Below are 12,820 nucleotides of genomic sequence, written 5' to 3'. Positions count from 1 at the left end.
ATCTTCTCCGCGGAGTTCGCCTTGCGTCTGTTCCACACCTCCGACTGGCACCTTGGGCAAAACCTGCACGGCCAGGAACGCGACTTCGAACATGCCTGTTTCCTTGAGTGGCTGCTGCGCCAGCTCCATGCCCACCAACCTGATGCGCTGTTGATCGCCGGCGACATCTTCGACACGGTCAACCCACCGCTCAAGGCCCAGGAGCGTCTGTACGACTTCATCATCAGCGCCCACGAACAAAACCCCGACCTCACCATAGTAATGATCGCCGGCAACCACGACTCCGGCTCGCGGATCGAACTGCCCGCCCCGTTGATGCGGCGCTTGCACACCCATGCCCTGGGCCGCGTGCTATGGCTGGACGACGGCCAACTGGACGCCGAACGCCTGCTGATTCCCCTGCCGAATGCCAAGGGCAAGGTTGCCGCGTGGTGCCTGGCGCTGCCGTTCCTGCGCCCGGCGGAAGTCACCGGGGCGCACCTGGGCGACGACTACCTGCACGGCATCGGCCAGGTCCATGAATGGCTGATCGCCGCCGCCAACGCCAAACGCAAAAAAGGCCAGGCGCTGATTGCCATCAGCCATGCGCACATGGCCGGCGGCTCGGTGTCGGAAGACTCCGAGCGCAGCCTGATCATCGGCAATGCCGAGGCGCTGCCGGCCAAACTGTTCGATAAAAGTGTCGGCTATGTCGCCCTCGGCCATTTGCACAAGCCGCAAAAGGTGAATGGCGAAGAGCGCATTCGCTACAGCGGCTCGCCGATTCCACTGTCGTTTTCCGAAATTGGCTACAAGCACCAGATTCTCGACGTGACGTTCCAGGGCGAACGACTGGTCAGCGTCGAGCCGCTCCTGATCCCGCGTTCGGTCAACCTGCAACGCCTGGAAGCGGCGCCCCTGGCCGACATCCTCAAGCAACTGGCCGAGCTGCCCGACATCGACCTGTTGGCCGAAACCCAGCGCCATCCCTGGCTGGAGGTGCGGGTACGCCTGGACGAGCCGCAACCCGACCTGCGCCAGCAAATCGAAACCGCCCTGCAAGGCAAGGCCGTGCGCCTGGTGCGCATCGCTGCCGAATACGCCGGCAAACGCGGCAGCGACGACACGGACGATCAACACCTGATCGAACTCGACCAGCTCACTCCCCAGGAGCTGTTCAGTCGCGCCTGGCAGGACAGCTACGGCAGTGAAGTGGATGAACAGACCTTGAAGGATTTCGCCGTGCTGCTCCAGGAAGTACAACAGGAGGGCGAACAGCCATGAAGATCCTCGCCATCCGCCTGAAAAACCTCGCCTCCCTGGCCGGCCCGTTCGAGATCGACTTTACCGCCGAGCCCCTGGCCAGCGCCGGGCTGTTCGCCATCACCGGGCCAACCGGCGCCGGTAAAAGTACCCTGCTCGATGCCCTGTGCCTGGCGCTGTTCGGCGCGGTGCCGCGCCTGGGCGATACCGGCCAGGCCAAGATGCCCGACGCTGATACCGATATCTCCATCGGTGACCCGCGTACCCTGATCCGTCGCGGCACCGGCGGCGGTTATGCCGAGGTGGACTTCGTCGGCGTCAATGGCCGTCGCTACCGCGCGCGCTGGGAAGCCAACCGCGCACGTGACAAAGCCAGCGGCAAGCTGCAAAACAGCCGGCAAAGCCTGATCGACCTGGACAGCGACCAACTGCTGGCCAGCCAGAAAACCGAATACAAGACCCAGCTGGAACTGGCCCTGGGCCTGAATTTCGAGCAATTCACCCGCGCGGTGTTGCTGGCGCAAAGCGAGTTCAGTGCGTTCCTCAAGGCCAACGACAACGAGCGCAGCGAGCTGCTGGAAAAACTCACCGACACCGCGCTCTACACCCAGTTGGGCCGTCGGGCCTTCGACAAGGCCAAGGACGCCAAGGACGCGCACAAGCAGCTGCAAGACCAGGCCACTGGCGTGGTGCCCCTGGCGCCTGAAGCCCGCGCCGAACTCGACCAGCAACTGGCCGACGCGCAGCAACAGCTCAAAACCCAACAAAACCAGCTCAAACAGCTGGAATTGCAGCACACCTGGCTCAAGGAACTGCGCGAATGGCAGGAGCGCCAGCGCAGTGCCACCGAGCAGCTCCAGCGTGCGCAAGCGGAGTGGGACAACCAGGCCACGCAGCGCCAGGACCTGAGCCGCCTCGATCAACTGGCACCGCAACGCCATCAGTTTGCGCGCAGGGCAGAACTCCTCACCTTGCTGGCGCCGCTGGCCGCGCAGATTCAGGCGCACATCGAGCAACAGGCCGAGTTGCATACCCGCCAGGCCCAGGCCCAACAACAGCAGATATCGGCCCAGGCGGCACTGGCCGAAGCCCTCAAGGCCCAGGGCGACGCCGTGCCGTTGCTGCGCCAGGCCTTTGAAGCACAAAGCACCCTCGCCCACTTGACCAGAGACCTGGCCAAGCGCACCGAGGACAAACAGCAACACGAAACCGCCTGCGCCGAAGGCCAGGCGCTGCTCAAGGGCTTGCAGGACAAGCACACCCACGTTGCCGAGCGCTTGCAACGCCTGGCCGCCGAACTTGAACGCAGCAGCGCCCTCGCCCCGCTCAGCGAGGCCTGGGGCGCCTACCGCGACCGCCTGCAACAGCTGATGCTGATCGGTAATCGCCTGAAGAAAGGCCAGTCCGAACTGCCGCAACTGGAACAGCGCGCCACGACCGCCGCGGAAAAGTTCGCCCAACAACGTGACGCGCTCGACCTGCTGTACCAGGAAGCCGGTGCCGAGCCGCACGCCGTGGCCGAGCAGATCCAATTGCTGGCCAGCCTGCTGCAAGACAATCGCAAGCAGCAACGCGCCTTCGAAGACCTGACTCGCCTGTGGGACAGCCAACAACAGCTGGACCAGCAAGCCGCAGCCCTGACGCAAAAACTCGCAGATGCCCAGCAGCAGCGCGAACAACTGAACCAGACCGGCCTGCAAACCAAGGCCGAACTGGCCGTCGCCGAACAAACCCTGACGGTGACCAAGCAACTGCTGGAACGCCAGCGCCTGGCGCGCAGTGCCAGCGTCGAGGAATTGCGCGAGCAATTGCAGGACGGCCAGCCCTGCCCGGTGTGCGGCAGCCATGAGCATCCGTATCACCAGCCCGAGGCCCTGCTGCAAAGCCTGGGTCGCCATGATGAAAGCGAAGAGGCCACGGCGCAGAAAGCCGTCGACACCCTCAAGGAAAAACTCACCGAGCTACGTGGCGAAGTGGGCGGCCTGATCGCCCAGCAAAAAGAATTCCTGCAACAACAGGAACACCTGGCAACCCAACAGCACGCGCTCCAGCCCAGCCTGGACGCGCACCCACTGGCGGCCTCGCTGTTCAATCAGGACGAAGCCAAACGCAGCCATTGGTTGGCCCAGCAACTCAGCCAACTGACCCAAAGCATCACCCAGGACGAACAGCGCCAGGGCGCCCTGCTCAACCTGCAGCAAAACGCCGGGCGCTTGCAGCAACAACTGCAAGCCGCCCAGGACGCGAGCCAGCAGGCACGCCAATTGCTGGTCGACCAGCAGCGCGAGCTGTCCAACGACCGCGAGCGCCTCGACGAAGAACTCAACGCCTTCGCCAGCCTGCTGCCCGCCGACACCCTGGAAGGCTTGCGCAGCGACCCGGCCGCGACCTTCATGCAATTGGACCAGCAGGTCAGCCAGCGCCTTGAGCAGCTTGGTCATCAACATGACGAGCTGGCCGAGCAGCAGGAACGCCAGCAGGCCATCGAGAAAGAACACACGCACCAGCAGCATCGCCAACAGCAGCTCGACGTCTTGCATCAGCAGGTCACCGAGTTGAGCGAGCAACAGCAGGCCGCCCAGGCGACGCTCACCGCGCTGCTGGGCGAGCACACCAGCGCCGAACACTGGCAGCAGCAGCTGGAACAGGTGGTGGTGCAGTCACGCCAGAGCGAGGCCGACGCCAACCAGCAGTTGCAGGACATCCGCAACCAACTGATCCAACTGGCCGCCGACCTCAAGGCCCAGCAGGAGCGCCAGCAATCCTTCGAAGCCGAACAGCACACCCTCGACGCCCGCACCAACGAATGGCGCGCCCTGCACCCCGAACTGGATGACCACGGCCTGGCCCGCCTGCTGGCGTTCGACGACAAGCAGGTCAGCGAACTGCGCCAGCAGGTGCAACACAGCGAAAAAGCCGTCGAACAAGCCAAGGTTTTGCTGCAAGAGCGCGAGCAACGCCTGGCCGAACACCTGGCCTTGCACAACGGCAACCTGGAAGCCGAAGCGCTCGACAGCGCCCTGGCCGCCCTCAACCAGCAATTGGCCGAGGGCGAAAAACAGTGCGCCGAGTTGCGTGCGCGCCAAGCCGACGACCAACGTCGCCAGGACGCCAACCACGCCCTGGCCGAGCAAATCGCCAGAGCCTATGACGAGTGGCAACGCTGGGCGCGCCTGAATGCGCTGATCGGCTCGGCCACCGGTGACACGTTCCGCAAGATCGCCCAGGCCTATAACCTGGACTTGCTCGTGCACCATGCCAACGTGCAATTGCGCCAGCTGGTGCGCCGCTACCGCCTCAAGCGCGGTGGCAGCATGCTCGGGCTACTGGTGATGGACACCGAAATGGGCGACGAACTGCGCTCGGTGCATTCGCTGTCCGGCGGCGAGACATTCCTGGTGTCGCTGGCACTGGCATTGGGCCTGGCGTCGATGGCGTCGAGTACGTTGAAGATCGAATCGCTGTTTATCGACGAAGGCTTCGGCAGCCTCGACCCTGAGTCGCTGCAACTGGCGATGGACGCCCTGGACGGCTTGCAGGCCCAGGGCCGCAAGGTGGCGGTGATCTCCCACGTGCAGGAAATGCACGAACGCATCCCGGTGCAGATCCAGGTCAAGCGCCAGGGCAACGGCCTGAGCACCCTGGAGGTCAAGTGAGCGAAGCGCTGCTGTATTCATTCCGGCGCTGCCCGTATGCGATGCGCGCGCGCCTGGCCTTGGGTTATTCCGGCGTGCCCGTACGCATCATCGAAGTCAGCCTGAAAGCCAAGCCCGCTGAAATGCTGGCACTGTCCCCAAAAGGCACGGTGCCAGTGTTGAGTGTGGACGCTCAGGTGATCGATGAAAGCCTGGCGATCATGCAATGGGCGTTGGCGCAGCACGACCCGGAGGACTGGTTGCTGCAGGGTGATCCGGCGGTGCTGGCACTGATTGCCGAGAACGATCAGGTATTCAAGCATCACTTGAATCGATACAAGTACGCCGAGCGCTACCCGGAGCAACCGATGGAAGCGCATCGGGCCGAGGGCGAAGTGTTCTTGCAGAAACTGGAGGGGTTGCTGGCGCATCGCGCCTATTTGCTCGCAGACCATCCGAGCCTGGCGGACATGGCCTTGCTGCCGTTTGTACGGCAATTTGCGCATGTCGATCGAGAATGGTTTGCCGGTACCCCCTACAGCGGGTTGCAGCGCTGGTTGGACGCGCTCCTGCAATCGCCGCTGTTTATCGGGGTGATGGCGAAGGCTTAGCCTTCCACCAAGTTCAATAATCGCTCACGGGCGATCTCCGGCTCGTTGTCCACCAGCTGCACGGAGGACAGGATCGGGGCGGAATAGAGGAACAGGATTACTGCTGCCAGTCGGAGTGCCATGCTGTCGATTCCAGGAAGAAAGGAGTCAATATTTCAGCGTCAAATTTAAACACATGTCATTGTGCCATTACCTCTATTTTTTTCCTCCCGACGCACAAACGCCAAACCACTCGAACGCAAGTGGCTACGTTCCAGTGGTTTGGCGTCTGCTTGTGTGCAGGGTCAATCAGCGCTCACTGCTGGGTTTTGTGATCCAGGGCGGCATAGAAGTTGGCGCTTTGTTGCAGGTATTTCTGGGTGTAGGCGCTGGTGCTGGATTTTTTGCCGGTGAGTTCCACGCTGGCGGCCGCTGGCAGGGCCACGGTGGCGGAAACGGCGGAAGCGGCGATGATCGAGAAGAGATTGAAGTTCATGTCGGTAACCCTTGTGTTCGTTTGGTTGAGTGGCCGGGGAAGGCCTTGGAACCAAACTTACGCCCGAGGGCTAAGCCTTAGAAATGCTTTGAAACAGTAGCCGCTATTAATCGAATTAATACAAAGGGTCAGGCCCCGCGGTGCGGGGCCTGTGGCTTATTGACGCACCAGGAACTTGAGGTCGCTGGGGGCATCGATCGGCAATTTCTGCACGGTTTTACCCAGCAGGCCGGTCTTGGGGTCGCGTTCAACCACCACGATTTCATTGCTTTTCTGGTTGGCGATCAGCAGGAACCTGCCGCTCGGGTCCAGGCTGAACTCACGCGGGTGGTCGCCTTCCACGGAGCGGCGCTGCAATTCCTTGAGGTGCGCGGTGGTCGGGTCGATGCTGAACACCAGCACCTGATTGGCCGTCCCCCGGTTGCTCACGTACAGGAACTTGCCGTCGCTGGACGCGTGCAGCGCGGCACCCGCTTTGTCCGACACCGGTTGCCCGGCGGCGAAATCCACCAGTTGGGTCTGGGTGAGCTTACCGTCGTTGTAATCGAATACCGCGACCTGGGCGCTCATCTCGGTGGTCAGCCAGGCGTGCTTGCCGTCCGCGCTGAACAGCAAGTGTCGCGGGCCGCTGCCGGGTGGCAGTGGCACCGACGCAGGGGTCGCCGGGGTCAATGGCAGTTCGTGGTTGGCCTTGGGGTCATAGTGGTAGGCAAACACCTTGTCGGCGCCCAGGTCCTGGACAAACACATATTTGCCATCCGGCGATGACACCACCGAATGCACATGGTTGGAGGCCTGGCGCTCGGGGTTCACACGGCTGGCCGGGTGCCCGCTCAGTTGCACCGGTGCCGACAGCTTGCCGCCCGCGTCGACCGGCAGGATCGCCAGGCTGCCGCCCGGATCTTCGAGGACCGAATAGTTGGCGACGAACAGGTAGCGGCCATCCACGGCGACGCTGGAATGCGTTGGTTCGTTGCCCAGGCTCTGCACCTGGTTGATCAGGGTCAGCTGATGGCTCTGCGGGTCGATGCTGTAGCTGCTGACGCGGCCAACCGGGTCTTTCTGGCCAGGACCGTTCTCGTTGACCACAAACAGGTGCTTCTGGTCTTTGGAGAGCGTCAGCCACGACGGGTTGGCGGCCTTCGCGGCCAGCACCGGCTTGCCATTGAACTGGCCAGTACGGCTATCGAATTGCAGGCGGTAGATCCCTTCGCTGCTGCCCGCCGTGTAGCTGCCCACCAGCAGTTCATAGGTGTCGGCGGGCGCGGCCTGCACCGACATCGCACCGACACTGCCCGCCATCAGCAGGGGCCAGAATTTACGCATCATCATCCGCTTCATCCTCATCGTTATTGTTGCCGGTGACCGCGCTCATGCAGACCAGGCGGTGCTCGCCGGAGTCACCGATCAGGGTCCAGCTTTGCAAGGTCTCATCGAAGGTGGCGGTCTCCACCTGTTGCCGGCTGAAGCTCCAGCGTTTTTCCGCACGCCCGTCCATGGCGATGATCTGCAATGTCTCATCATTGAGCGTGAAGTCGAAGGCGTGCAGCCCGTCGATTTCAAGCATGTCGCTGGTGGCTAGGACGTCGGGCAGTTTTTCGGCAGTCATGGCAGGTCAATCATCTACGGGAAAACGCCAATGATAGCCCAGGGGCCCCAGGACGGTGCCGGTTTCGCTACCGGGCGCGTTACAAATACGTCGAAACAGACGCCTCTGCCCCGCACCACTCAAGGCGTGGGCCCGAGTTCCCGCGGCACCTGGAAACAGTTCATAACGCATTGCCGAAGCTGGGCGTGCAACGGGCGGGTATTTTTCCCAGCCTGTTTTTGTCTCCCCCAGCCAAGGAAGTGCCTGTATGCAATCGGTCAGAAACAACCCCCGCCTGTTCACGTTTTCGTTGCCGATCGAACCTGAGCCATCGGCCAGCCGTCAACCTGCTACACCGGCGCCCGAGCCCGCGACACCCACAAGAACCGCCCGCTTATTCTCCCCAGGGCGGGGTAAAGTGCCCCTGAGCCTGCAAGGCAAGCTCGCAGCCGCTCATCCAGCCCCCACACCGCCCGACACGCCCGCCAAGGTGGTGGCCAACCAGTTCGCCACGCGCCCCACCGTGCGTTCAGTGGTCGCCAAACTGCTCGACGACGCGCTGAAAATCGACAGCGCCAACACCGCCCTGGCCGGTTCCTCGCCAGACCGGCCGACACCCCTGCTGGACCTTGCCCTTGAGCATCTGGCCAACGGCGCCGAGCTGGACTTTTCCGGCCCGCGCCAGTGGGTCAAGTCCGACACCGGCAGCCCTGCCCCACTGGACAGCCATTCGCTCGAGCTGGCGATCCGCAGCCTGCGCCCCAACCTCAAGCCTGCCTATGCCGAAGCGTTGAGCCAGTACTGGGGCCAGCCGGCCTTTGGCGCCACCAGCCGCTGGCTGTGGCTCAGCGATACATTGAAAAACACCCTGCGCATCGCCGGCCTCCAGCAACCCGGCCTGGACCCGCAGCAACGCGAAACCCTCGACCAGATCACCCGCTACCCCGATGCGGGCGAACGCAACACCCTGTACGGCGCGGGCGCCGCCAAGGTATTCCGGGTGGACACGACCCTGACGCATCAAGGCACTGCATCTACGGTGAGCAGCCCGGACCTTTTGATTACACGCCAGGTGGGCGAACGCACCCTGGTGCTGCACGCGACGGCCCAGGGCGTCGTCACGCCTTATACCTCCCTGGAAGCCTTCGCCACAGCCTGGGAGCGCCAACTCAGCGCAAGGTTCACGTTCGATCACCTGACCTGGAAACGCACCGAGTCGGATGGCACCGTGTTCGATACCCAGGCCGCCATCATGCTCGATCAACAGTTGCAGAACCTGGACGCGATACAGCTGCCGGCCAAAACCAACGTGACCAACCTGGAGCAGGTCTTTACCCAGGCCAGCGACACCTCGCACTGGTTCAGTGACACGGCGTCGGCGGCGCGGCTTGAGCAGATGCAACGCAAGATGCCGCCATGGCTGACCCAGGCCAGCGACGCCGACCGTTTCACCTACCAACGCCAGACCCTGGCGCTGGCCAGCAGTGTGCAGCGCCACCAGGGGCGCTCCTTCCTCACCGACATCCCCGACCTGCGCACCTATGCCGAGCAACAGCTCAACGCACATTTGGCGCCCAAGGGCTATACCGCCAAAGACCTGGAGATCACGTTCAACGTGCCGGTCGGCGACCTCGGCAGCGGTTATATCGAACCGATCAAGATGAACCTGGTGGACATGGCCCTGGAAAATCTTGCTGGCCTGCCCAAGGGCGCCATGGAGATTCGCCTGCGCGGGCAACGGGTGAACGACGTGCAGATGCCGCAGAGGCTCAAGGACCTGATCAGCAGCGTCGATATCGGCCAACACTATCCGGCCCTGCTCAATCAGCAACTACTCAGTGATACCGAGCAGGCGCGGCAGCGTAGCGCCTTGTTTACCGAGCAGGTGCCTGTGCAACTGGCCCTGCAGGCCCTGGAACTCAAGCTCAAGGGCGAAGCCGGCGTAACCGACGGGGGTTACCGGCTGGTCGAAGCGGTGACGCGGCCCGGCAGCGGCCCGCGTACAGTCGACGGGCAGCCCGTCACCGTCCGGCCGCTGGCCTTCCTGCACAAACCCGGAGCGACGCCGGACGTGGTCGCCAATATGTTCCTGCTCGAGCCCAAGGACCCGACACGCGGCCCGCACTTGCTGTATCGCCCGCTGCTGGCACCGCCCTTGCTGGAGTTTGCCAGCCGTGACGCTCTGCTGGCTGCGGTCCAGGCACCTGGCCCGCTGCAACACAGCATCCTGGCCTGGCTGCCCGATGACAAGACCCGTGCGATCTACGCCAACGATGGTTTCAAGACCCCGCACATTACGCACTACAGCCTGTTCAACGAGTTCGATGCGCCCGACACGCCCGCGCCGACGGCGTTGGCCGTCGACGGCTACGCCGCGGCCGAGGCACTGGACAAGGCGTTGCTCGACGGCCAGCTGATGCAACACCTGTTCAGTACCAATGCGCGAAGCCTGGTCACGCTCGCCGAGGGCCAGTCCGTCTCCGACGCCCAGAGCCGCTGGGCGTCCCATAAAGAACTGGGCTGGTTGTTATTCAACACACTGCTCCCGGTGCTGCGCGGCCCAGGCGCCATGGCGGGCTGGTTGGTACAACTGGCCAGCGTTGAAAACGATATCAAGCAAGCCAGCGACCCCAGTCACCCCGACCCGGCACAAGCGCTGGTCGACCTGCTGGTAAATGTCAGCACCTTACTGAGCCACACACACACGGCGCCGGAGCGGCCGGTAGGTCACCTGCCATTTGCGCAGCGACCGGACGTGTCGATTGCCTTGCGCCGTACCGCCGGGGGACCCTCGTCGGCACCGGCAGTGGTCACGCAGGACACCACAATGACAGGCGATGGCCTTGCCGACAGTCACCACCCCTTCGACTTTGCTTTTTCCAGCCCGCGTCAACTGAGCCCCGCCCAACGCGCATTGATCGATTCGTTCAGCGTGCCCGGCCCAACCACGCCGGAGCCCCCCATCAGCAGCGGAGAGACCGAGGGCCTGTACCTCATTGACAACAAATTGCACGCACGTATTGAAAACCGCTGGTTCCGCGTGGCGAGGGACCTGGACGGCGTCTTCGTGATCGATGAACAGGACAAGGCCCGTACCGGCCCGCCGCTGACACGCGATGCCCAGCGGCTATGGCAGTTCGATATACGTCCCAAGCTCAAGGGCGGCATGCCCAAGTCCAGTGCGAGGATGAAAGCCACGCTGGAGCGCAACAACGCACTGAGCGAGGCGAAGCTCGCAACGTACGTGAACGAAGTGTTCCGCATGAAGCCTGCGGTGAGTGCCATGGAAACCGCAGGCAAGCGTGTCAAGGAAACCCAAGAGGCCCTACAAACGTCGGGCAAAACCCTCAAGACCCTATGGAGCCTGGCCAACCACGGTGAGCGCAAAGCTGACTTTACCGCGCGTTACCAGCAGGAACGCATGAAGAACCAGGGCCTGGACGCCTTGTTACGCCTTCGCCTGGAGGACTACCAAAAAAGCGTCGACACCCTGATCGCCCACCGCAAGCATGCGATCCAGGTGCTCACCGCCGAGACCCCGGCCCAGGACTTCAACGTCTTCAAGGAAAAGCGCGCCGAAGAATACCAGGCGATCGCTGAAACACTGCGCGCCAATACTACCGACTACCTGTACGTCGGCGATGAGCTCTCGCACGCCATCAGCGGCGAACCGTTGACCAGCCTGATCGAGCGCACCCGCAACAATGAACCGGGGGCCTACGCGGAGTTCATCGACAGCCTGGCCCACCGGGTTGAGCGCCTGACACGGTTGATCAAGGCCAACGAGGCGTATAACCAGGCACTCGATGAGTGGAAAAACGATTCGCCCGCGAGCAAGAAACAGGCCGAAGCCTTTATCAAGGCTACGCGCCAGCCACCGGCCGGCCAGCCATTCAACGCCAACCTGGAACGCCTCAGCGCGTTGCGCGAATTGAGCATCGACCGCAGCGTCGACACACAGTCTCCCGAGGTTGCCTTCTTCCTGGCGCGCTTCAACCGGGCAGACCTCAATAGCGTGGCGACCTCCCATATCGAACTGCAACAGCACGAAGACTATACCACTGATGAACGTATCGCGGTCCTCAGCCACCTGATCGATCAATACCGGGCCGAATTGACCAACACCCAGGCACTCCAGGACGTCGACCCCGTCAGCGTGCGGCCGGTGTACGGCAAGTTGTTCGTCGACTACCTGCAAGGGGTGATCGACCAGGCCCAAGCCGAGTTGGCCGATCTGATCCGCGAAGAGCAACACCTGCCGCCCGTGGCGGGGGCGCGCCAGGAACGGCCGCGCAAGTCGAACAACAAAAGGGTATTCAAGACCCGTGACAAGCAGACCCTGGTCGGCACCTTGAGGGCTGCGCAAGCCGGGCAGGACATTCCGATCATCGATGTCCTCGACAGCCGCAACGGCCAGGCGTTGACCAGTTACAGCTGGCACCCGGCCGAGGGCGAGTGGGTGCAGATCGTGCGGGCCGAACCGATAAAACCGGCGCCCGTGCCCTCGCCTAAACCGTTATCAGCCTTGATCGGCAATGCTCGCAAGCTGATGGACGAGCAGGCCGGCATCGAGCGCTCGATCCAGTTCCAGAAAAAGAAACTCGATGACCCGACGCGCCGAGAGTCGGTCAACCCCAGCGACTGGAGCGACATGCTCGAAGCCCAGGCCCAACGCCTGGAACAAGTTGCGCAGGAAGCTCAGGCCGGCCATGGCGCCCGCAGCGAAACCGCGGCGTGGGTGCAGCAATGGCAGGACGCAGCCAAGGAGATGCGCCGGCGTGCCATTGCCCATCGCTGTGACGGCTACCTGCGCCAGGCCCCCCGCGCACAAAACGTCGAGTACCTGTGGACACATGGACGCGTCGATATCGGCCTGGTCAACCGTGGCAAAAAACTCAAGGGCGGTGACTTCCTTACCGAATATGCCGTGCGCGAGAAAAATGGGCCCAAGGTGCTCTGGTATGCGCACTTCCATTACCCCACCCCCACCACGCCACGCGCCGACCACAGCGCGGCGCACCTGAAGATCCCGGAACAGCGCTTCCTGACGCAACAAGACCTCATCAACCAGGCCGGCCAGGACAACAAACGCATCGAGAGCATCGTGCGCAGCCAGATAAAAGCCCCACTGGATGAAAAACTGTTCCTGAAGCTCTAACCCAGCCGCCCCAAGGAGCCGGTTTGCCCTGATGCCAGTCAGTAAAACGAACATCGCCTTCTGTAGGAGCGAGGGGGACGCCTAGTTCTTGCTCGCGAAAAACTCACAGGC

8 protein-coding genes are annotated in these 12,820 nt (G+C 62.9%); 4 read left to right on the top strand and 4 right to left on the bottom strand.

What is annotated here, in order from left to right; translation table 11 throughout:
* The first annotated feature begins 21 nt into the window (after positions 1–21).
* Genes AC1Q6I_RS11620 through AC1Q6I_RS11610 form a run of 3 tightly spaced genes read left to right on the top strand, consistent with a single transcriptional unit; the run spans position 22 to position 5,488 of the window.
* Positions 22–1,263 carry an exonuclease SbcCD subunit D C-terminal domain-containing protein gene (locus AC1Q6I_RS11620; RefSeq protein WP_024075914.1) on the top strand — a complete coding sequence of 414 codons (1,242 nt, stop codon included), beginning with the start codon at positions 22–24 and terminating at the stop codon, positions 1,261–1,263.
* Positions 1,260–4,898, top strand: coding sequence for an AAA family ATPase (locus tag AC1Q6I_RS11615; protein ID WP_102624355.1), 3,639 nt, complete (start codon positions 1,260–1,262; stop codon positions 4,896–4,898). Before AC1Q6I_RS11620 ends, AC1Q6I_RS11615 begins: the two co-directional genes overlap by 4 nt.
* Entirely contained in the window at positions 4,895–5,488 is a 594-nt protein-coding gene (locus AC1Q6I_RS11610; protein ID WP_102624356.1) for a glutathione S-transferase, read from the top strand. The genes AC1Q6I_RS11615 and AC1Q6I_RS11610 overlap by 4 nt, the downstream gene beginning before the upstream one ends.
* Here the strand turns inward: AC1Q6I_RS11610 and AC1Q6I_RS11605 are convergent.
* The 4 genes from AC1Q6I_RS11605 to AC1Q6I_RS11590 all read right to left on the bottom strand — a co-directional run bounded on the left by AC1Q6I_RS11605 (position 5,485) and on the right by AC1Q6I_RS11590 (position 7,572).
* Positions 5,485–5,610 (bottom strand): hypothetical protein, encoded by a 126-nt coding sequence (locus AC1Q6I_RS11605; protein WP_024075917.1) that lies wholly within the window; start codon positions 5,608–5,610, stop codon positions 5,485–5,487. The genes AC1Q6I_RS11610 and AC1Q6I_RS11605 overlap by 4 nt on opposite strands.
* 173 nt (positions 5,611–5,783) lie before the next feature.
* Positions 5,784–5,963: a hypothetical protein gene (locus AC1Q6I_RS11600; protein WP_024075918.1), complete on the bottom strand. Its 180-nt coding sequence runs from the start codon at positions 5,961–5,963 to the stop codon at positions 5,784–5,786.
* 156 nt (positions 5,964–6,119) lie between these two features.
* On the bottom strand, positions 6,120–7,295 hold the full coding sequence (locus tag AC1Q6I_RS11595) for a lactonase family protein (protein ID WP_102624357.1): 1,176 nt from the start codon (positions 7,293–7,295) through the stop codon (positions 6,120–6,122).
* Positions 7,282–7,572, bottom strand: a complete 291-nt coding sequence (locus tag AC1Q6I_RS11590; protein WP_069076319.1) for a DUF5629 family protein — start codon at positions 7,570–7,572, stop codon at positions 7,282–7,284. Before AC1Q6I_RS11590 ends, AC1Q6I_RS11595 begins: the two co-directional genes overlap by 14 nt.
* Before the next feature lie 247 nt (positions 7,573–7,819).
* Here AC1Q6I_RS11590 and AC1Q6I_RS11585 point away from each other — a divergent pair, with 247 nt between their 5' ends.
* Positions 7,820–12,709 (top strand): hypothetical protein, encoded by a 4,890-nt coding sequence (locus tag AC1Q6I_RS11585; protein WP_256581321.1) that lies wholly within the window; start codon positions 7,820–7,822, stop codon positions 12,707–12,709.
* The last annotated feature ends 111 nt before the right edge of the window (positions 12,710–12,820 follow it).

The sequence above is a fragment of the Pseudomonas sp. MPR-R2A5 genome, from assembly GCF_058793055.1.
The sequence above is the reverse complement of the archived record's forward strand: the minus strand, read 5'-3'. Positions and strand labels throughout refer to the sequence as shown.